18 protein-coding genes are annotated in these 19,729 nt (G+C 69.6%); 12 read left to right on the top strand and 6 right to left on the bottom strand.

Going from position 1 to position 19,729, the window contains the following annotated elements; translation table 11 throughout:
• Positions 1 to 2: 2 nt before the first annotated feature.
• From nuoH to ACFP2T_RS21015, 8 genes are all read left to right on the top strand, one after another.
• A complete protein-coding gene (gene nuoH, locus ACFP2T_RS21050) occupies positions 3 to 1,382 on the top strand; it encodes an NADH-quinone oxidoreductase subunit NuoH (RefSeq protein ID WP_377424527.1) in 1,380 nt (459 codons plus the stop codon).
• A 1-nt stretch (position 1,383) separates the two neighbouring features.
• Positions 1,384 to 1,974, top strand: coding sequence for an NADH-quinone oxidoreductase subunit NuoI (nuoI, locus tag ACFP2T_RS21045; RefSeq protein WP_377424328.1), 591 nt, complete (start codon positions 1,384 to 1,386; stop codon positions 1,972 to 1,974).
• Entirely contained in the window at positions 1,971 to 2,741 is a 771-nt protein-coding gene (locus ACFP2T_RS21040; RefSeq protein ID WP_377424327.1) for an NADH-quinone oxidoreductase subunit J, read from the top strand. Before nuoI ends, ACFP2T_RS21040 begins: the two co-directional genes overlap by 4 nt.
• A gap of 1 nt (position 2,742) precedes the next feature.
• Positions 2,743 to 3,060 carry an NADH-quinone oxidoreductase subunit NuoK gene (gene nuoK, locus ACFP2T_RS21035; RefSeq protein WP_196204452.1) on the top strand — a complete coding sequence of 106 codons (318 nt, stop codon included), beginning with the start codon at positions 2,743 to 2,745 and terminating at the stop codon, positions 3,058 to 3,060.
• A gap of 13 nt (positions 3,061 to 3,073) precedes the next feature.
• Complete coding sequence (nuoL, locus tag ACFP2T_RS21030; RefSeq protein WP_377424326.1) at positions 3,074 to 4,993, top strand: NADH-quinone oxidoreductase subunit L; 1,920 nt, start codon at positions 3,074 to 3,076, stop codon at positions 4,991 to 4,993.
• A gap of 64 nt (positions 4,994 to 5,057) precedes the next feature.
• Positions 5,058 to 6,593, top strand: a complete 1,536-nt coding sequence (locus ACFP2T_RS21025) for an NADH-quinone oxidoreductase subunit M (protein WP_377424325.1) — start codon at positions 5,058 to 5,060, stop codon at positions 6,591 to 6,593.
• 37 nt (positions 6,594 to 6,630) lie between these two features.
• On the top strand, positions 6,631 to 8,187 hold the full coding sequence (gene nuoN, locus ACFP2T_RS21020) for an NADH-quinone oxidoreductase subunit NuoN (protein WP_377424324.1): 1,557 nt from the start codon (positions 6,631 to 6,633) through the stop codon (positions 8,185 to 8,187).
• Between the two features lie 98 nt (positions 8,188 to 8,285).
• Positions 8,286 to 9,284 carry a polyprenyl synthetase family protein gene (locus ACFP2T_RS21015; RefSeq protein ID WP_377424525.1) on the top strand — a complete coding sequence of 333 codons (999 nt, stop codon included), beginning with the start codon at positions 8,286 to 8,288 and terminating at the stop codon, positions 9,282 to 9,284.
• A gap of 61 nt (positions 9,285 to 9,345) precedes the next feature.
• On the opposite strand, the gene ACFP2T_RS21010 is transcribed toward ACFP2T_RS21015, so the two are convergent.
• Both ACFP2T_RS21010 and ACFP2T_RS21005 read right to left on the bottom strand, forming a co-directional pair.
• Complete coding sequence (locus tag ACFP2T_RS21010) at positions 9,346 to 10,077, bottom strand: hypothetical protein (protein WP_377424323.1); 732 nt, start codon at positions 10,075 to 10,077, stop codon at positions 9,346 to 9,348.
• 129 nt (positions 10,078 to 10,206) lie between these two features.
• The gene (locus tag ACFP2T_RS21005; protein ID WP_377424322.1) at positions 10,207 to 11,400 is read right to left on the bottom strand and encodes an MFS transporter; all 1,194 of its coding nucleotides are present in this window, start codon (positions 11,398 to 11,400) and stop codon (positions 10,207 to 10,209) included.
• Between the two features lie 152 nt (positions 11,401 to 11,552).
• Between ACFP2T_RS21005 and ACFP2T_RS21000 the strand changes: the two genes are divergently transcribed.
• Positions 11,553 to 12,335 (top strand): IclR family transcriptional regulator, encoded by a 783-nt coding sequence (locus ACFP2T_RS21000; RefSeq protein WP_377424321.1) that lies wholly within the window; start codon positions 11,553 to 11,555, stop codon positions 12,333 to 12,335.
• Between the two features lie 102 nt (positions 12,336 to 12,437).
• Here ACFP2T_RS21000 and ACFP2T_RS20995 read toward each other — a convergent pair whose 3' ends face one another.
• Positions 12,438 to 14,579, bottom strand: coding sequence for a PhoX family protein (locus ACFP2T_RS20995; RefSeq protein WP_377424320.1), 2,142 nt, complete (start codon positions 14,577 to 14,579; stop codon positions 12,438 to 12,440).
• A 236-nt stretch (positions 14,580 to 14,815) separates the two neighbouring features.
• On the opposite strand from ACFP2T_RS20995, the gene ACFP2T_RS20990 reads away from it, so the two are divergent.
• Positions 14,816 to 15,331, top strand: coding sequence for a sigma-70 family RNA polymerase sigma factor (locus tag ACFP2T_RS20990; RefSeq protein ID WP_377424523.1), 516 nt, complete (start codon positions 14,816 to 14,818; stop codon positions 15,329 to 15,331).
• Positions 15,331 to 16,023 (top strand): anti-sigma factor family protein, encoded by a 693-nt coding sequence (locus ACFP2T_RS20985; RefSeq protein WP_377424522.1) that lies wholly within the window; start codon positions 15,331 to 15,333, stop codon positions 16,021 to 16,023. The genes ACFP2T_RS20990 and ACFP2T_RS20985 overlap by 1 nt, the downstream gene beginning before the upstream one ends.
• A 71-nt stretch (positions 16,024 to 16,094) precedes the next feature.
• On the opposite strand, the gene ACFP2T_RS20980 is transcribed toward ACFP2T_RS20985, so the two are convergent.
• The 3 genes from ACFP2T_RS20980 to ACFP2T_RS20970 all read right to left on the bottom strand — a co-directional run bounded on the left by ACFP2T_RS20980 (position 16,095) and on the right by ACFP2T_RS20970 (position 18,891).
• Entirely contained in the window at positions 16,095 to 16,283 is a 189-nt protein-coding gene (locus ACFP2T_RS20980; protein WP_377424319.1) for a DUF397 domain-containing protein, read from the bottom strand.
• Positions 16,276 to 17,154 (bottom strand): helix-turn-helix domain-containing protein, encoded by an 879-nt coding sequence (locus ACFP2T_RS20975; protein WP_377424521.1) that lies wholly within the window; start codon positions 17,152 to 17,154, stop codon positions 16,276 to 16,278. The genes ACFP2T_RS20980 and ACFP2T_RS20975 overlap by 8 nt, the downstream gene beginning before the upstream one ends.
• Positions 17,155 to 17,256: 102 nt before the next feature.
• Complete coding sequence (locus ACFP2T_RS20970; RefSeq protein ID WP_377424317.1) at positions 17,257 to 18,891, bottom strand: ABC-F family ATP-binding cassette domain-containing protein; 1,635 nt, start codon at positions 18,889 to 18,891, stop codon at positions 17,257 to 17,259.
• A 93-nt stretch (positions 18,892 to 18,984) separates the two neighbouring features.
• Here ACFP2T_RS20970 and ACFP2T_RS20965 point away from each other — a divergent pair, with 93 nt between their 5' ends.
• On the top strand, positions 18,985 to 19,725 hold the full coding sequence (locus ACFP2T_RS20965; RefSeq protein WP_377424315.1) for a TetR/AcrR family transcriptional regulator: 741 nt from the start codon (positions 18,985 to 18,987) through the stop codon (positions 19,723 to 19,725).
• The last annotated feature ends 4 nt before the right edge of the window (positions 19,726 to 19,729 follow it).

The following is a 19,729-nucleotide window of genomic DNA, read 5'->3' as shown; positions in this document are numbered from 1 at the left end:
ACCTGGCCTATCTGGCCCAGGACCCGACACTTCAGGACTTCGGCAAGGATCCGTGGTGGCTGGTCCTGATCAAGATCGTGTTCGCCTTCGTCTTCGCCGTGCTGGCCACCCTGCTGGGCGTCTGGTTCGAGCGCCGGGTGGTGGCCCGGATGGCGCAGCGTCCCGGTCTTAACCAGATCGGCCCGTTCGGCCTGCTCCAGACCCTTGCCGACGGTCTCAAGATGGCCTTCAAGGAGGACATCCTGCCGAAGGCGGCCGACAAGGTCGTCTACTTCTTCGCGCCGACCATCTCGGTGATCAGCGCGGTCACCGCGCTGTCGGTGGTGCCGTTCGGCCCGATGGTGAGCATCTTCGGCGAGCGGACCCCGTTGCAGGTCACCGACGTCTCGGTGGCGGTGCTGGTGCTGCTGGCCTGCTCCTCGATGGGCGTCTACGGCATCGTGCTCGGCGGCTGGGCGTCCGGCTCGACGTATCCGCTGCTCGGCGGTCTGCGGTCGAGCGCGCAGATGATCTCGTACGAGGTCACGATGGGCCTGTCCATCGTCGCGGTCTTCATGACCGCCGGCACCATGTCGACCAGCGGCATCGTCGCCGCCCAGGGTGACGGCACCCGGCTGAACCTGTTCGGCGCGGTGGACCTGCCGGCTCCGGGCTGGTACGCCATCCTGCTGCTGCCGAGCTTCATCATCTTCTTCATCTCCACCGTCGGTGAGACGAACCGGGCGCCGTTCGACCTGCCCGAGGCCGAGTCCGAGCTGGTCGCGGGCTTCATGACGGAGTACAGCTCGCTGAAGTTCGCGCTCTTCATGCTCAGTGAGTACGTCGCCATGGTCACCATGTCGGCGGTCACCACGACGCTCTTCCTCGGCGGCTGGCGGGCCCCCTGGCCGCTGACCCTCTGGGACGGTGCCAACTCCGGCTGGTGGCCGCTGCTCTGGTTCATGGGCAAGGTCATCGCGCTGGTCTTCGTCTTCATCTGGCTCCGGGGCACGCTGCCCCGGCTCCGGTACGACCAGTTCATGCGGCTCGGCTGGAAGGTCCTGCTGCCGATCAACCTGGTCTGGATCCTGGTCCTGGCCGGCATCCGCACCCTGCAGAAGGAAGACATCAGCGAGTCCTACCGCTACACGATCATCGCCGGTGCGGTGCTTGTCGTACTGCTGGTGACGCTGCTCTGGCCCGCCAAGAAGCAGCCGCCGGCCCGGACGTTGCAGGAGAAGGTCAACCGGCGACCGTCCGGCAGCTTCCCGCTGCCGCCGATGGATCTCCAGGTGCCACCGAGTCCACGCACGAGGCGGGCCGTCGCCGAGCGGGAGCCGGCCAACGTGGGCGCCGGACAGCCGGGCACCACCGGCGCCGGTCACGACGAGAAGGAGGTGTGACGTGGGCGCGATCACCGGTTCTTTCAAGGGTTTCGGGGTCACCTTCTCGCACATGTTCAAGAAGGTCGTCACCACCGACTATCCGTTCAAGCCGCCGGTCTCCGCTCCCCGTTACCACGGGCGGCACATCCTCAACCGGCACCCGGACGGGCTGGAGAAGTGCATCGGCTGTGAGCTGTGCGCCTGGGCTTGCCCGGCGGACGCGATCTACGTCGAGGGCGGCGACAACACCGACGAGCAGCGCTTCTCGCCGGGTGAGCGGTACGCCAGCACGTACCAGATCAACTACGCCCGCTGCATCTTCTGCGGACTCTGCATCGAGGCCTGCCCGACCCGGTCGCTCACGATGAGCAACGAGTACGAGCTGGCCCGGGACAACCGGCAGGACCTGATCTTCACGAAGGAGCAGTTGCTGGCGCCGCTGCTCCAGGGGATGGAGCAGCCGCCACACCCGATGCGGCTCGGTGACACCGAGAAGGACTACTACGTCGGCGCGTTGACCAACCCGGGCACCTCGGCCGGCGCGGAGCGGGCGCCCTGGTCCGAGACCGGCACGGTGGACGGCTCCGGTACGACGGGAGAATCGTCGTGACGACACAGGCGGTGCTCGCCGCCGCCGGTGGGGTGACCGGCGGGGAACAGGTGACCTTCTGGATCCTGGCCCCGCTCGCCCTGATCGGCGCGATCGGCATGGTGTGGGCGCGCAACGCGGTGCACTCGGCGCTCTGGCTGGTGCTCACCATGCTCTGCCTGGGCGTGTTCTACGTGCTCCAGTCCGGGCCGTTCATCGGCATGGTGCAGGTCATCGTCTACACCGGCGCCATCATGATGCTGTTCCTCTTCGTGCTGATGCTGGTCGGCCGGGACGCCTCGGACTCCCTGATCGAGACGCTGCGCGGCCAGCGGGTCGCCGCGATCGTGCTCGGACTCGGCCTCGGCGCCCTGCTCGCGACCGGGGCGTGGCGGGCCCTCGGCCAGGCCGACGCGGCTGGTCTGGAGCAGGCCAACGCGGGCGGCAACGTGCAGGGGATCGCCGCACTGCTCTTCACGAAGTACGTCTTCGCCTTCGAGATCACCTCGGCGCTGCTGATCACGGCGGCGGTCGGCGCGATGGTGCTGGCGCACGTCGAACGGCGTCGCGAGGACCGGATGGACCAGATCGCGACGATGCGGTCCCGGTTCCGGCCCGGCAACTACCCGGGCCCGAAGCCCGGCCCCGGCGTCTACGCCACCTCCTCCTCGGTCGCCACCCCGGCCCGGCTGCCCGACGGTGGCCTGACCGAGCGGAGCGTTCCGCGGATCCTGCCGACCCGCGAGCTGTCCGACTCGGAGACGGCACTGAAGGGGACGGAGAAATAGCATGTCGGACTTCTTCTCGGTATCGCCGAACCACTACCTGATCCTCGCCTGCGTGCTCTTCACCATCGGCGCGGTCGGGGTGCTCATCCGGCGGAACGCGCTCGTCCTCTTCATGTGCATCGAACTGATGCTCAACGCGTCCAACCTCGCGTTGGTCACGTTCAGCCGGATCAACGGCGACCTGAACGGTCAGATCATGGCGTTCTTCGTCATGGTGGTGGCCGCGGCCGAGGTCGTGGTCGGGCTGGCCATCATCATGACGATCTTCCGGACTCGACGCTCGGCGAGCGTCGACGACGCCAACCTGTTGAAGTACTAAGAGGGGCCCACCAGTGGAACATTCTGTGGAGTACGCCCACGCCACGGGGTTGCTGGGCAGCGTGTGGCTGCTGGTGGCCATCCCGCTGGTCAGCGCGGCGATCCTCCTGCTGCTCGGCCGGCGTGCCGACCGGTGGGGACACTGGCTCGGCGTGGCCAGCATCGGCGTCACCTTCGCGCTCGGCCTGAGCTACTTCTTCGGCCTGCGTGGCCTGGAGAACCGCTCGGTCGAGCTGTCCCTCTGGGACTTCATCGCGGTCGGGAACCTGCACGTCGACTTCGGGTTGCTCTTCGACCCGCTGGCCGCGGTCTTCGTACTGCTGATCACCGGCGTGGGCTTCCTGATCCACGTGTACGCGGTCGGGTACATGTCGCACGACGCGGGCCGGCGCCGGTTCTTCGGGTTCTTCAACCTGTTCGTCGCCGCGATGCTGCTGCTGGTGCTCGGCAACAACTACGTGATGCTCTACGTCGGCTGGGAGGGCGTCGGTCTGGCGTCGTACCTGCTGATCTCGTTCTGGAACGACCGGCCGAGCGCGGCCACCGCCGGCAAGAAGGCGTTCCTGATGAACCGGGTCGGCGACGCCGGCCTGGCGATCGCGATCTTCATCATGTTCGCCACCCTCGGCAGCACCCAGTTCGAGGATGTCTTCAACGGCGCGGGTCAGCTCGCCGGCAGCACGGTGCTGGTGATGGGCCTCCTGCTGCTGCTCGGCGCGGCCGGCAAGTCCGGACAGTTCCCGCTCCAGGCCTGGCTGCCGGACGCGATGGAGGGCCCGACCCCGGTCTCGGCCCTGATCCACGCCGCCACGATGGTGACCGCCGGCGTCTACCTGATCGCCCGGTCCAACCCGATCTTCTCGCTCGACCCGACGTTACAGACCGTGGTGGTCAGCGTCGGTGCGCTCACCCTGCTGATGGGCTGCATCATCGGCGCGGCGAAGGACGACATCAAGCGGGTCCTCGCCTGGTCGACGGTGAGCCAGATCGGCTACATGTTCCTCGGCGTCGGGCTCGGCGGCGGGGCGTACGCGCTGGCCATCATCCACCTGCTGGCGCACGGCTTCTTCAAGGCCAACATGTTCCTCGGGGCCGGTTCGGTGATGCACGGCATGAAGGACCAGGTGGACATCCGCCGGTTCGGCGCGCTGTCCAAGCACATGAAGATCACCTGGATCACCTTCGGCCTCGGCTGGCTGGCGATCATCGGCATGTGGCCGTTCTCCGGCTTCTTCACCAAGGAGCCGATCATCGTCGCCGCGTTCGAGCGCGACGACTGGACCGCCTGGCTGTACGGCGGTGCGGCGCTGCTCGGCGCCGGGCTGACCGCCTTCTACATGACCCGGCTCTTCGTGCTCACCTTCCACGGCCCGAAGCGCTGGACCGAGGACATCGACCACCCGCACGAGTCCCCGCCGGTGATGACCGTGCCGCTGATCCTGCTGGGCCTCGGCTCGGTGGCGGCCGGTGCGCTGATGGCCACCCCGGTCGCGGACTGGCTGACCCCGGTGCTCGGCGGCCACGGCGAGGCGCACGAGCCGGTGCTCTCGCACACCGTCATCACCGTGCTGTCGCTCGGGCTGACGGTGCTCGGCGCCGGCCTCGCCTGGGTGCTGTTCCGCAACGGCACCGCACTACAGGAGCAGCCGGCCGGACCGGTCGTCCGGGCGGCCCGCCGGAACCTCTACACCGACGCGTTCAACGAGACGGTCTTCGAGAAGCCGGGCATCTTCCTCACCCGGGCGCTGGTGTTCCTGGACAACCGGGGGATCGACGGTCTGGTCAACGCGCTCGCCGCCGCCGTGGGTGGCGGCTCGGGTCGACTGCGCCGGCTACAGACCGGATTCGTCCGGTCGTACGCGATGTCCATGCTGACCGGCGCCGTGCTGGTGGTGGCCGCGTTCCTGGCGGTCCAGCTGGGGTGGTTGGCGTGACCGACCTCAAGGGACCGGGCGCCCTCAACCGACCGGGCACTGACGACGGAGGTAAGGCCGAATAATGTCCGACTTCCCCTTCCTCTCGGTGCTCACCGTCGCGCCGCTGGTCGGTGCGCTGGTGGTGGTGTTCCTGCCGGCCAGCCGGGGCGAGCTGGCCAAGCGGATCGCGCTCGGCTGGTCGCTGGCCGTGCTGGTGCTCGCCGTCTTCATGTGGATCGCGTTCGAGGCCGGCGGAGACCGGCTCCAGCTACGTGAGTCGTACTCCTGGATCCCGCGTTGGGGGGTCAACTTCACCTTTGCCGCGGACGGCATCGCGCTGGTCATGCTGATGCTGATCGCCCTGCTGGTTCCGGTGGTGATCCTGGCGTCCTGGCACGAGGCGGAGTCCTCGAAGCGCTCCGTGCCGGTCTACTTCGCGCTGCTGCTCCTCCTCGAGTGCACGATGATCGGCGTCTTCGCCGCCGCCGACGTCTTCCTGTTCTACGTGTTCTTCGAGGTCATGCTCGTTCCGATGTACTTCCTGATCGGCAGCTACGGCGGCCACCAGCGCCAGTACGCGGCGGTGAAGTTCTTCCTCTACTCGCTGGTCGGCGGCCTGTTCATGCTGGCCGCGGTGATCGGGCTCTGGGTGGTCGGCGGCAAGACCTTCGACTGGCAGGCGCTCACCCAGGTGGACATCTCCACCGGCACCGAGCGCTGGCTCTTCCTCGGGTTCTTCGTCGCGTTCGCGATCAAGGCGCCGTTCTTCCCGTTCCACACCTGGCTGCCGGACGCCGGTGGCGCGGCACCGGCGGGCTCCGCCGCGCTGCTGGTCGGCGTGATGGACAAGGTCGGCACCTTCGGCATCCTGCGCTACTGCCTGCCGCTGTTCCCGGAGGCGTCGAAGTGGTTCGCCCCCTGGGCGATCGCGCTGGCCCTGATCGGCATCATCTACGCCGCGCTGCTCGCGGTCGGGCAGAACGACCTCAAGCGGCTGGTGTCGTACACCTCGATCGCACACTTCGGCTTCATCGGGGTCGGCATCTTCGCCTTCACCACCCAGGCCGGTACCGGCGCGGTGCTCTACATGGTCAACCACGGGCTCGCGACCGGCCTGCTCTTCCTGGTGGTCGGCATGCTGGTCGCCCGGCGCAACTCGGCGCTGATCACCGATTTCGGCGGGGTCGGCAAGCTGATGCCGGTGCTGGCCGGGGTGCTGTTCTTCGCCGGTCTCGCCTCGCTCGCCCTGCCCGGCACCGCGCCGTTCATCTCCGAGTTCCTGGTGCTGATCGGCACCTACACGGTGAACAAGCCGGTCGCGATCGTCGCCACCGCCGGGATCATCCTGGCCGCCGCGTACGTGTTGTGGATGGTGCAGCGGACCACCCAGGGCACGCTCAACCCGGCGCTGGCCGAGGTCGAGAGCATGCGGCGCGACATGTCGATCCGGGAGAAGGTCGTGGTCGCCCCGCTGATCGCGCTGCTGTTGCTGCTCGGCTTCTACCCGAAGCCGGTCACCGACGTCATCAACCCCGCCGTCCAGGCCACCATGGAGCAGGACCTCAACAAGCAGGATCCGGCGCCGACGGTGGGCACCGTCCAGGAGGCACACCGGTGAGCGAGCCCTCAGTCGCGCACGTAAGGAAGGTCCGATAATGGACTTCGAACTCCCGCCGATCGACTACGCGGCACTGTCGCCGATCCTGATCCTGTTCGGGGCGTCGCTGCTCGGTGTCCTCGTCGAGGCGTTCGTCCCCCGGGCACGCCGGCACCTGGTGCAGTTGATCCTCGGCCTGCTCGCCGTGGTCGCCGCGCTGGTCATGGTGGTGCTGAACGCGAACGACCGGCTGGTCACCGCCGCCGCGGCGGTCGCGGTCGACGGGCCGACGCTGTTCCTCCAGGGCGCGATCCTGGTGCTCGCCGGGATGGCGCTGCTGCTCATCGGCGAGCGCACGGTGCAGCGCGGCGGCGCGTTCGTGGCGCACGCGGCGGTCACCGTCGGATCCGCCGAGGACCAGCGGCAGGCCGCCGACGAGGGCGGGGCGACCGAGGTCTACCCGCTGACGCTGTTCGCCATCTCCGGCATGCTGCTCTTCGTCGCCGCGAACGACCTGCTGACGATGTTCATCGCGCTGGAGGCGTTCTCGCTGCCGCTCTACCTGCTCTGCGCGCTGGCCCGGCGTCGGCGGCTGCTGAGCCAGGAGGCCGCGCTCAAGTACTTCCTGCTCGGGTCGTACGCCTCGGCGTTCTTCCTGTTCGGTATGGCGCTGATCTACGGCTTCACGGTCGGGGCCGGCGGCCCCGGCTCCGGTGGCGGGGTGGACTTCGGCACCATCCGGACCGCGGTCAGCGACTCGTCGGCCAGCCCGGTGCTGCTCTTCGCCGGCCTCGCCATGCTCTCCGTCGGCCTGCTGTTCAAGATCGCGGCGGCGCCGTTCCACGTCTGGACCCCGGACGTCTACCAGGGCGCGCCGACCCCGATCACCGGCTTCATGGCCGCCTGCACCAAGGTCGCCGCGTTCGGCGGTCTGCTCCGGGTGCTGCACGTGGCGTTCTCCGGCGCGAGCTGGGACTTCATTCCGGTGCTCGGCACGGTGGCGGTGTTGACGATGCTGGTCGGCGCGATCCTCGCGGTGACCCAGACCGACATCAAGCGGCTGCTCGCGTACTCGTCGGTGGCGAACGCCGGTTACCTGCTGGTCGGTGCCCTGGCACTGTCCAAGGACGGCCTCTCCAGCACGATGTTCTACCTCGTCGCGTACGGCTTCACGGTGCTCGCCGCCTTCGGCGTGGTGACCCTGGTCCGGGACGCGGACGGCGAGGCCACCCACCTGTCCCGGTGGGCCGGGCTGGGCCGGCGTTCCCCGCTCTACGCCGGACTGTTCACGTTCCTCCTGCTGGCCTTCGCCGGTATCCCGCTGACCAGCGGGTTCACCAGCAAGTTCGCGGTGTTCGGGGCGGCCCTGGACGCCGGGCAGACCTGGTTGGTGGTCGCTGGTGTGCTGACCAGCATGATCCTCGCCTTCCCGTACCTGCGGGTGGTCGTGATGATGTGGCTCTCCGAGCCGGGCGAGTCCACCCCGACGGTGTCGCTGCCGGGTGGCCTGACCGCGACGGCGCTGGCGATCGGCGTACTGGCCACCCTGGTGCTCGGGGTCGCTCCGGCGCCACTGCTGGATCTCGCCAACGGCGCCGCCGAATTCGTCCGATGACCCCTCCTCCCACGTCCGGTCGACCGTCAACTGCCCCCGACCAGGTGTTGGCCGGCGGGTGTGGCATGGTTGATGGCGTGGGGGGAACGGCTGACGGAATGACGGCGCTCGGGATCGACTTCGTCGATGCCCAGGTCGAGGCGTCGGTGGCCAGCGTGCTGGTCACCGTGGAGACCGCGCTGCTGACGAACATCACCAGCGCCGACCCGCTGGTGGCGGAGGCGGCTCGGCACCTGGTGGATGCCGGCGGCAAGCGGTTCCGGCCGCTGCTGGTGGCTCTCGGGGCACAGTTCGGGGATCCGACCGCCGCCCAGGTGGTGCCGGCGGCGGTGGTGATGGAACTCACTCACCTCGCCACGCTGTACCACGACGACGTGATGGACGAGGCGCCGGTGCGCCGGGGTGCGCCCAGCGCCAACTCGCGCTGGACCAACTCGGTGGCGATCCTGGTCGGCGACTACCTGTTCGCCCGGGCCGCCGACATCGCGGCCGACCTCGGTACCGAGGCGGTGCGGTTGCAGGCCCGGACCTTCGCCCGGCTGGTGCACGGCCAGATCGCCGAGACGGTCGGTCCGCGTGCCGGTGAGGACCCGGTCCGGCACTATCTGCACGTGATCGCGGAGAAGACCGGTTCGCTGATCGCGACCTCGACGCGCTTCGGTGGGATGTTCGGCGGCGCGCCGGCCGCGTACACGGAGGCTCTGGCCGGGTACGGGGAAACCGTCGGGATGGCCTTCCAACTCTCCGACGACCTGCTCGACATCGCCTCCGAGTCGGTGCAGTCGGGCAAGACCCCCGGCACCGACCTGCGGGAAGGCGTCCCCACCCTCCCGGTCCTCTACGCGCTCAGCTCCGACGACGGCGACGCGGCGTCCGTCCGCCTGCGCGACATCCTCTCCGCCGGCCCGGTAACCGACGACGCCCTACACGCCGAGGCACTGGGCCTGCTCCGCGAGTCCCCGGCGATGAAGCGGGCCCGGGAGACGGTACGCAGCTACGCCGAGGAGGCGCGCTCCCGGCTCGCTCCGCTGCCCCACGGCGGTCCCCGCCAGGCCCTCGAATCCCTCTGCGACTTCATCGCCGACCGCACCGGCTGAGGCTGCAAGCCTGTAAGGAAGGGCCCCTTCTTATCGCTTCCTGTAGAAGAAGGGCCCCCTGTTAACCGCTCGCCCCGGCCGCCGGCACCTTGGTGGCGATGATCTGGGCTACCGGGATCAGGACCTTGTCGCGCCAGGACTCGCCCTGGGCGACCAGGTCGTCCTCCGGTACGCCCGCCATGTCGCCGTAGCCGGTGCCGCTGACGTCGTACATCAGGGGGCCCTGCCGGCACACCACGACGGGAAAGAGCTTCGACGTCTCGCGCCAGGTGTAGCAGGCCTCCGGCCCGAGCGAGGCGCCCAGGTCGACGGCGGGTTCCCGGTCACTGCGGGTCTTGGCGCCGGCGAGTTCCTCGCTGTAGTGGTCGCTGATGATCGACGGGTCGGCGATGCCCACGATGCTCACCTTGACGCCCGACGTCACGTCCTTGATCGTCACGTCCCGAAGCCAGAACTCGAACCGGCACGAACCCTCCGGCGCGTGCTGCCGTTGTTCCTCGTCGAAGGAGAGCACGCTGACCGGCGTCGGCTTGCGCTTGATCTCCTCGGCCTGCGGTAGGAGCGCCCGGATCTCGTTGTCGGTGAGGAACCGGCAGGCGCTCGGCCAGCGGGCCGCCCCCATGACGTCGTCCTCGTCGACCCGGATCGGCAACGCCGTGGAGGCGGGGCGCGGCGTGCCGAACTCCACCGGATCCCAGTCCCTCTCCTGGCCGGAGCAGGCCGTGGCCGCTGCCGGCAGGCAGAGCAGCATCGCCACGACCGCGAGTCGTCCGACCGGGCGGTTGCGGTTCATCCGTCTCGTCTCCTGCTGGGGGTAAGCGGGGGAGCACATACCGGCGAAATGATTTCATACGGCCAGGTATCCCTCTAGTCCGGCTACCTCATGAATAATCCCGCCGACCCCCTGAAAGTCCCCGGCTGCCTAGCGAACGCGATTCCTGGCCCGCAACAACATCCGGCGGCCGAGCAGCATGAACCCGGCGGCGAGCAGCATCACCACCGCCGCGACCAGCCACATTGTCGGGTAGTCGAACCGGTCGGCGAGCGCGCCCAGGCCGAGCGGGCCGGTGCAGCCGCCCGCGTACACGCCGGTCTGGGTGATCGAGGTGGCGGTGGTCGGCGCCTGTGGATGCAACCGGACCACGGCGAAGTTCAGCAGCCCGGGCCAGGCCCAGCCCAGCCCGAAGGCCAGCACCACGCCGACGACCAGGGCCACCGGGCTGGCCAGGTGCAGCAGGCCCAGCCCGACGGCACCGACCACGAGCATTCCGGCGACGGTGTTGAGGTGCCCGCCGGTACGCCGGTCGGCCAGCCAGCCACCGAGAACCCGGGACACCAGGCAGACGGCACCGCCGAGGGTCAGCACCAGCCCGGCGAGCGCCGGGGAGAGCCCCCGGACCGCTGCCGAGGAGACCAGGAAGGTGCCGAGGGCGTTCGCGGCGCCGGCGGCCAGGGCGGCCGCCAGGCCGAGCATCACGAGGGCCCCAGTGGCCCGCTCGCTCCGCTGCCGGGCCGGTCCGGTAGCCGGGCCCCGACCCACCGGTACGAGCGGCAGGGTGGCCAACGCGAGCCCGGCGGCGAGTACGAACGCCCAGCGCCAGCCGACGGTCAACGCGACGGCCGGTACGGCGGCTCCGGCCAGCAGGGTGCCGGCCGGGATGGCGGCCTGTTTGATCCCGAACGAGAGTCCCTGCCGGCCGGGCGGCACCTGATGGGCCAGCGCGGCGTTGCTGGACATCTGGCTGAGCGGGTTGGCCGTGGCGACGACCGCCAGCAGGGCGAGCAGGACCGGGTAGGAGTGCGCCACGGCGGCGATGGCGAGCATGGTGGCGGCGACCAGCAGCAGGCTGCCCCGGGCCACCATGGACGATCCGTAGCGCTCGACGAGCGCACCGGACGGGACCGAGGCGAGGGCGCTGACACCGAAGTAGACGGCGACCGCCAGGCCCAGCCGGGCGGGGGTGAGGTCGAGTTCGGCGCCGAGTTGCACGGCGAGTCCACCGATCAGGAAGACCGGAAGTACGCCGGCGACCGTGATGATGGTGGCGCCGAGGACCGTACGAGTGGGGCGGGTGGAGGTTACGGCTGGAGGGGTGTCCACTGGGAAATCGGCCATTTGCGACGAGCCTACGCGAGCCGCCCGTATGAACCGTTCGTGTCCGTGGCTGCACGCACGGTCGCCGTAGATCTGGCATCCTCGATCCGAACGGGCATTTCGCAGACGCCCGGTTTCTCATAATGTGTAAGTCCCCGGCGGCGGAGGTGGTTGTGCGCGACCCCTTGGCGGAACCTTCGGACCTGATCCGCAGCGTGTCGCGTGCGTTGCGCGTGCTCGAAGCGGTTGGACGGGCACCGAAGGGCCTGACCGTTAAGCAGATAGCCCGGCGTTGCGAGTTGACTGTGGCCACCACGTACCACCTGGTGCGCACGCTCGCGTACGAGGGCTACGTGATCAGGCGCGAAGATGGCACGTACATCGTCGGTCTGGAGGTGGCCGACCGGTATCGGGAACTGGTGACCGCGTTCCGGGGGCCGCCCGCAGTGGGCGAGTCGCTGCGGCGGGCCGCCTCGGACACCGGCTACAGCCACTATCTGGGCCGCTTCGTGGGCGGCCAGGTGGCGATCACCGCACTCGCCGAGGGACCGAGATCGCCGTACCTGGAAGATCTCGTGCCGGGCTTCGACGAGGGCGCCCACGCCACCGCGTTGGGCAAGGCGCTGCTCGCCACCCTCACCCCGGAACAGCGGTTCCGCTACCTGCGTGAGTACGGGATGCGGCCGTTCACCTCGGCGACCCTGGTGGCGAGCGACGCGTTCGAGGCCGACCTGGCGGCCGGTGACCGGCGCGGTATGCACCTGGAGCTGGGTCAGTTCCGGCACGGCGTCGCCTGTGCGGCGGTGTTGGTCACCCCGGACAAGGACATGGAGCGTCGGGTGGTCCTCGCCTGCGCGCTGCCGGCCGCCGAGATGATGACCTCGGCCCGGGTGGTCCGGGCCAAGCTGCTGGCGGTGGCCCGCGCCGTCGCCGACGGACTCGCCACCGAGGTCTGAGCCCGCGCCGACGGTCCCGCACCTCGGGGGTGCCGGAAAGCGACGTGGCCTCCTGCCGCCCCGTGAGGGGAAGCGGGAGGCCACGGAACGCGTGCCCTGGGGTCAGCTACCGACGACGCCGCCGTCGAGCCGCCAGGTGACCACCACACCGGGCTTGGCGAAGTCCCCGTCCGGCCAGTTCGACGCCGGGTTCGCGATCGACGCCCCGGTGATCTCACCCGGGTGCTGTACGGCGACGAAGACCGACCGGTTGTCGGTGCTGATGAACGGCCCACAGGTCTCCGCGCCGAGCGGCACGGTGAGGAACTGCTTGAGGTGGCCTCGCTCCGGCCCCTCGACGGCCGTGGCGAACAGCCCGTCGTTGCTGCCGAGCGCGTTGCCGTCGGTCGAGATCCACAGGTTGCCGGAACCGTCGAACGCGACGTTGTCCGGGCAGGAGATCGGCGACACCTTGGTCTTGTCGTACCCGGCGAAGAACGTCGACGCGTCGGCCGGGTCGCCGCAGACGATCGGCACCGACCAGGTGAACGTCTCGGCCGCGTTGTCGCCCTTGTTCTCGACCAGCTCCAGCACGTGACCGTGCTTGTTGTTGATCCGCGGGTTCGCCTCGTCGGCCGCCGGGTTGGTCCCGACGCCCCGGTTGGTGTTGTTGGTCAGCGCCACGTACACCTTGCCGGTGAGCAGGCTCGGCTCGACGTCCTCCGGACGGTCCATCTTGGTCGCTCCGACCGCGTCACCGGCGAGCCGGGTGAAGGTCAGCACGTCGGCCGCGGTCATCCCGGGTACGTACGAGACGTTGCCCCGGACCAACTTGATCCACTTGCCCTTGCCGTTGAACGCACCGTCGCTCGGCACCTTGCCCGTGCCGTCGATCTCACCGGCGCTGGTGTACTCCAGCTTCGCCACGTACAGCGTGCCGGCCTCCAGCAGGCTGAGGTTGTGCTCCCGGGCGGTCCAGGAGTCGCCCTTCATGAACTTCTTGTCCGAGACGAACTTGTAGAGGTAGTCGAACCGCTCGTCGTCGCCCATGTACGCCACGACGTGCCCGTCCTTGGCCACGATGACGTTCGCGCCCTCGTGCTTGAACCGGCCCAGCGCGGTGTGCTTGCGCGGCTTGGCCTCCGGGTCGAACGGGTCGACCTCGACGATCCAGCCGAACCGGTGCGCCTCGTTGGGGTGCTTGGCCAGGTCGAAGCGCTCGTCGGCCCGCTCCCACTTGCGGCTGTCGGCGGGGTAGCGGGCGTTGGTCGGGATGCCGTACCGGGCCAGCTTCGGCTTGAGCGTCTCGGGTGCGCCGTCCCCGCCCACGAAGTACTGGTTGAAGTTCTCCTCACCCGAGAGCACCGTGCCCCACGGGGTGATGCCGCCGGCGCAGTTGTTCAGGGTGCCGATCGCGGTCCGGCCCTTCGGGTCCGCCGCCGTCTTCAGCCAGGCCGAGCCGGCCGCCGGCCCGGTGAACTCGAACTTCGTGGCGTGCGCCGTGATCCGGCGGTTGTACTTCAGCTTGCCGCCCCGGACCGGCTTCCACTCGCCGCTCCGGCCGACCCGCTCCAACTCGACGACGGAGAGCCCGTGCGCCGCCATCGCGGTCCGGATCTGCTCGACGCTCATCGCGTCCAGGCTGGTGAAGTCCGGGAACATCAGGTTCTCGTTGGTGTACTCGTGGTTCACCACCAGCAGGGCACGCTCGCCCTTGCGGTCCAACGGAAGTACGCCGACGAAGTCGTTGTTGTAGCCGAACTGCTGGGACTGCCGGGCCGCGCTCTGCCGGTCCACGTCCAGCTCGGGCGCGCCGGCCAGCACCGGGTCGCCCCAGCGCATCACGACAGAGTGGTCGTACCCGTTCGGTACGACCAGGGTGTCGAGCTTGTTCGGCGGGATCGGCTTGAAGGTGAGCGCACCGTTGCCGGCACCGTGCCGGGCCGGGGTGAAGCTGTCCACCTCCGGAACCACCGGTCCGGATCCGCCAGCCGGGCCAGCCGGGGCGGCCAGCGCGGGGGAGCCGACGAGCGCACCGGCCGCCGCGCCACCGAAGCCGAGCACCAGCGCGCCGACGGCACCGGCGCGGACCACGCCCCGCCGGGTGACCTCGGCGTTGACGACATCCCCGAAGTACGGGTTGTCCGACTCGTTGGGCACCGGGTGCGAGCAGGCGTTGCCGCACCGGTAGATGCAGGTCATGGCGTCACGCCCGCCGTGGCCCGCCGGGCTGAGCAAAGGGAGGAGCCGGGGTCGCTCGGTCATGGAGATGGAGCCTCCTCGCAAGATTCGGGATGCCCGCCCGGACTTCGATCACGGGCGCATGCCTGCCGGACGCTAGGAGTACGCCGTGAGCGGCGCCCGGCGCTTTGGTGAACCGCGCATGAACACCTGCAGCCAGGGATGCTTCCGGCAACCGGGTTGAACCGTTTGCCCGGGGATTACGTGAAACCTGACAACGGGGTCCGGCAGCCGTAGCGAGCGGGGAAGCGAGGAACACCATCAGCGACCGGGACGCCCAACTTCTGCGCGCCATGCACGACGAGCACGGTGAGGCGCTGCTTGCGCACGCCCTGCGGCTGACCAACGGTGACCGGCAGCGGGCCGAGGACCTGGTGCAGGAGACCCTGCTGCGGGCCTGGCGGCATCCGGAGGCGATGGATCCGCAGCGGGGATCCGTCCGGGCCTGGCTGTTCACCATCGCCCGGAACCTCGCCATCGACGCCTGGCGGCGGCGCAGCGCCCGGATCGGCGAGGTCATCACCGACGACCTGCCCGAGCCGCCGCAGGTGGTCGACGAGGCGGATCGCGCGGTGGAGGCCTGGACGGTCGCGGAGGCGTTGCACCGACTGTCGCCGCCGCACCGCGAGGTGCTGGTGGAGTGCTTCTACCAGGGCCGGTCGGTGGCCGAGGCGGCCGCCCGGCTGGGGGTGCCACCGGGAACGGTGAAATCGCGTACGCACTACGCGTTGCGATCGTTGCGCCTGGTGTTGGCGGAAATGGGGGTGACCGGGTGATGCGCTGCGAGTACGCCCACGATGATGGCGCGTACGTGCTGGGCGCCCTGTCTCCCGCCGAGCGGACCGCGTACGAACGGCACCTGGCCGGCTGTCCGGCCTGCCGGGAGGCGGTCGCCGAAATCGCCGTACTGCCCGGGTTGCTGGGGCGGCTCGACCCGGCCGGACTGGAGTGGATCTCCGCACCGCCACCCGAGGAGTCCCGGGTGCCGAAACTCCTCGACGCGGCCCTGGCCGACCGGCGCCGGGAACGTCGGGTCGGCCGGATCCGGGTCGCCGCGATGGCAATGGCAGCCGCCTGCCTGGCCGTCGTCGTCGGGCTCGGCGCGAGCCTGCTTCCGCTGGGCGACACCGACGGCGGAAGTGGCGTCGAGGTGCGGATGGCCGCCATGCACCCGGTCCGGGGCGCCGTACCGGTGAGCGCCGAGATCGGCTTCGACGGCACGAAGGCGGGCACCCAGGTGACGATGAAGTGCCTCTACAAGAAGACGGCGGACTACACGAAGGCGTACACCTTCCGGCTGATCGCGTACGGCCCGGACGGCGCGACGGAGCAGGTCGGCTCGTGGGTGGCCGCCCCCGGCGACGACGTCACCTTCACCGGGGTCACCCGGTTCACCCGTTCCGAACTCCTCCGCCTGGAACTGGTCCGCTACGACAACACCCCACTGCTCGCCTACGACGTCCCGTAGCCCCATCCATGATCAGGTAAAGTTTGGCCGGCCACAGCAGGCCGAACTTTACGTCCAGATCGATGGACCCGTCAGCGGCGGCGGGGCGGGGCGGCGAGGAAGGTCCGCCAGGCTGTTGGGGTGAAGAGGAGCGCGGGGCCGGTCGGCTCCTTGCTGTCCCGCACCCCGACCACCCCGGGTAGGTTGCCGGCCACCTCCACGCAGTTGCCCTGATTGCTGCGTGTGCTTTTGCGCCACGTCGCACCGGCCAGCTCAATCATCAACACCCTCCCTGATGATGGCGGCAAGCAGGTCTTCCGAGTCCTCCTGGCTGAGCGCCAATTCATCGAGCCGCCGCCATACCTCATCGTAGGCGGCTACCTCCGCTGGCTTCTCTAGGTAGATCGCCCCGGTTACGTTCTCGCTGTGGATAGTGGTCGGATCGGCCGGCCGGGTGCCCACTGCTGGAAAGTCGAAGATGTTGAACGGATTCGCGGCTGAAGCCCAGTCGGGACCTGCGCCGGAGGGCAGCACGCGGACGGTGACTGACGGCAGCCTGTTGGCGTTCGCCACGTGGGCGAGTTGGGCCAGCCAGGCGTCGTGCTGAGGGATTGGTCGGCGGAGCACTGACTCTTCCACGATGACCTCAAGGTCGGGTGCCTTGGGGCGGCGGCGGGTCAAAATCCGCTGCCGTTCCAGTCGGAACGCTACCTTCGCCGCGACCTCCTGTTCCCTGGTGCCCGGTGCGCTCCCGAGGACCGTGGCCGCGTATTCCGGGGTCTGGAGCAGGCCGGGGATGACAAACGACTCGTACTGCCGGATGCGGGAGGCCGCTGCCTCCATTCCGACGTACAGCTCGAACCAGGAGGGGATTACCTCGCCGTAGGCGTGCCACCAGCCGGTTGCCTTCGACTGCCTGGCCAGGCTGAGCAGTACGTCGGTCATGCTCGACGAGACGCCGTACAACTGGCACATGGCCTCGACGTCGTGGCTGCGCAGGGTGCTCTCGCCGCGCTCGATCCGGTACATCCGGGCCCGTGACCACTCCAGGGTCTTCGCCGCCGGTTCCAGGCTGATTCCGGCCTCTTCCCGGGCCAGCTTCAGATAGCGGCCGAGCTGCCGCCTCGGTACAGATGATCCCCGGTCCGCCATCGTCGTGCCCCAATCCCGCCCGGCCAAGTTCTGATGTCCAAAGAAGACCTCTATCGGGTTACGCACAGTGATGTCAACACTTCGGTACGGATGATCTCCGGGTCAGCGGGGTCGGTCGACCCGGCCCTCGGTCCAGACCGGCTCGTCAGTCTCCTGGACCTGTCCGTCCGCTCGGAACAGCAGATAGCGGTCGGTGTGTGCGGCGAACCAGCGGTCGTGGGTGACCGTGACGACCGTGCCGGCGAAGTCCGCCAGGCCGCGTTGCAGGGCGTCGGCGCTGGCGAGGTCGAGGTTGTCGGTGGGCTCGTCGAGCAACAGCAGGGTGGCCCCGGCCAGTTCGAGGAGCAGGATCTGCAAGCGGGCCTGCTCTCCGCCGGAGAGGGTCTGGAACGGCTGGTTCCAGGCGGGCGCGATCTCGTACCGGGCCAGCGCCGCCATGGCATCGTTGCGGAGCAGGGCGTACCCGGTCATCAGGATGTCGGCCGGGGTGCGCCCGTACAGGTCGGGTCGGGCATGGGTCTGGGCGAAGAGTCCGGGTACGACGCGGGCGCCGAGCCGCACCGTGCCCCGGTGGGCAACGGGCTGACCGTCGGGCGGTTCGGGGTGGCCGCCGCTCGCCAGCAACCTGAGGAACTGTGACTTGCCCGAGCCGTTGGAGCCGAGCACCGCGACCCGCTCGCCGTACCAGATTTCCAGGTCGAACGGTCGCATCAGGCCGGTCAGTTCGAGCCGCTGGCAGAGCAGGGCCTGTTTTCCGGTACGCCCGCCGCGCAGCCGGATCCGCACGTTCTGCTCCTTCGGCGGCCGGGTCGGTGGCCCGGCGTCCTCGAACCGGGCCAGTCGACTGCGCGCCGCCCGGTACGCCGAGGCGAGCGCGTCGTTGTGGGCGGCGCTCTGCCGAGCGGTGTGTACCAGCTGCCGGAGCCGGGCGTGCTCCTCCTCCCAGCGTCGGCGCCGGTCGTCGAGCTGGTCGATCCGGTCCCGCCGGGCTGCGGGGTAGCTGGCGAACCCGCCGCCGTGCACCCAGACCTGCCGGTCCTCGACCGTGACGATCCGGTCGGCCGCCTCGGCGAGCAGTTGCCGGTCGTGCGAGACCAGCAGCACCGTCTTGGTGGTCGCCCGCAGTTGTCGTTCCAGCCACTGCTTGCCCGGTACGTCGAGGTAGTTGTCCGGCTCGTCGAGCAGCAGCAGTTGGTCCGGGCCCCGCAGCAGGGCCTCCAGGGCGAGGCGTTTCTGCTCTCCACCGGAGAGCGTGTTGACGTCCCGGCTGCCGGCCCGCTCGTACGGCAGGCCGAGCGCGGCCGTGGTCACCGCGTCCCAGACGACTTCGAGGTCGTAGCCGCCGGCCTCGACGTACTCGGTGACGGCGTGGGCGTAACGGAGTTGGGTCGGCTCGTCGTCGTGTTCGGCCAACGCCCGTTCGGCGTCGGCCAACCGGGCGGCGGCCTGCCGGATCCGGTCGGGCGCCACCGAGAGCAGCAGGTCGTGCACGGTCCGGTGGTCGCGGATCGAGCCGATGAACTGACGCATCACACCGAGCCCACCCGAGCTGACGATCTCCCCGGTGGTCGGGGTGAGGTCCCCGGCGACCAGGCGCAGCAGCGTGGTCTTGCCCGCGCCGTTGGGGCCGACCAGCGCGGCGGTGACGCCGTCCCCGACCCGGAAGGAGACGTCGTCGAGCAGCGGGCGGCCGTCGGGCAGCCGGTAGCCGAGGTGCCTGATCTCGATGTGCGCCACGGTTCCTCCAGCGAGGTGTCCGGGGTTCTGGACCAACGGTCGAGATACTAGAACAACGTTCTAGTGCTCGACCGCCATACTAGACTCCCCGGCATGACGGGTGTGTGGCTGCGACCCCAACGACCGTCCCGGAGCGGACCGCCGCTGAGCCGGGACCGGATCGTCGCGGCGGCGGTGGAACTGTTGGACCGGGAGGGCGTCGGCGGGCTGACCATGCGGCGGCTGGCCGAACACCTGGACGCCGGTTCCACCACGCTCTACTGGCACGTGGCCACCAAGGACGACGTCGTCGACCTGGCGCTGGACCACATCTTCGGCGAGGTACGGCTACCCGACGGAAGGGACACCGACGCCGGGCGGGACGGGGACGCCGGGCGGGACAGCGACGCGGGGCGGGACGGGTACGCGGAATCGGATCGGGACTGGCGGGTCGACGTCGAGGGCCTGTTGCTGGGCTGGCGGGCGGCGATGCTGCGCCATCCGTGGTCGGCGGCGCTGCTCGGCCGGCCGATGCTCGGCCCGAACGTGCTGACCCGGACGGAGTTCCTCCAGGCGGCGCTCCGCCGCTCCGGGCTGGTGGAGCCGGACCTCGGCGCGGCCACCTACGCGCTGGCCAACTACGTGATCGGGTCCGCCGTCACGCTGGCGCCCTGGCAGCGCCCCGACTCCCCGGAGCCGCCCCGGGAGGCCGCCCGGGAACACCTTGCCGCCCAACGGGACCGCTATCCCACGCTCGTCGACACCGGACACCTGGACGACCGGGACTGGGAGGCAACCTTCCGGCAGGGGCTGACGTACCTGCTCGACGGGCTGGCCGTGCGCACCCGAGACTGAGCCT

Origin of the sequence: Plantactinospora solaniradicis (assembly GCF_042658085.1) — a bacterium.
Taxonomy (GTDB): Bacteria; Actinomycetota; Actinomycetes; order Mycobacteriales; family Micromonosporaceae; genus Plantactinospora; species Plantactinospora solaniradicis.
Note: the sequence above shows the minus strand (reverse complement) of the source record. Positions and strands in the feature narration are given on the sequence as shown.

Coding starts and splice junctions, on each gene's coding strand:
- ACFP2T_RS21025 (WP_377424325.1), top strand. CDS start 5,058: ATGTCCGACTTCCCCTTCCTCTCGGTGCTCACCGTCGCGCCGCTGGTC.
- ACFP2T_RS21005 (WP_377424322.1), bottom strand. CDS start 11,400: ATGGCCGATTTCCCAGTGGACACCCCTCCAGCCGTAACCTCCACCCGC.
- nuoK (WP_196204452.1), top strand. CDS start 2,743: ATGTCGGACTTCTTCTCGGTATCGCCGAACCACTACCTGATCCTCGCC.
- ACFP2T_RS20975 (WP_377424521.1), bottom strand. CDS start 17,154: ATGGCGGACCGGGGATCATCTGTACCGAGGCGGCAGCTCGGCCGCTAT.
- ACFP2T_RS20985 (WP_377424522.1), top strand. CDS start 15,331: ATGCGCTGCGAGTACGCCCACGATGATGGCGCGTACGTGCTGGGCGCC.
- ACFP2T_RS20980 (WP_377424319.1), bottom strand. CDS start 16,283: ATGATTGAGCTGGCCGGTGCGACGTGGCGCAAAAGCACACGCAGCAAT.
- ACFP2T_RS20965 (WP_377424315.1), top strand. CDS start 18,985: ATGACGGGTGTGTGGCTGCGACCCCAACGACCGTCCCGGAGCGGACCG.
- ACFP2T_RS21015 (WP_377424525.1), top strand. CDS start 8,286: ATGACGGCGCTCGGGATCGACTTCGTCGATGCCCAGGTCGAGGCGTCG.
- nuoN (WP_377424324.1), top strand. CDS start 6,631: ATGGACTTCGAACTCCCGCCGATCGACTACGCGGCACTGTCGCCGATC.
- ACFP2T_RS21010 (WP_377424323.1), bottom strand. CDS start 10,077: ATGAACCGCAACCGCCCGGTCGGACGACTCGCGGTCGTGGCGATGCTG.
- ACFP2T_RS20995 (WP_377424320.1), bottom strand. CDS start 14,579: ATGACCGAGCGACCCCGGCTCCTCCCTTTGCTCAGCCCGGCGGGCCAC.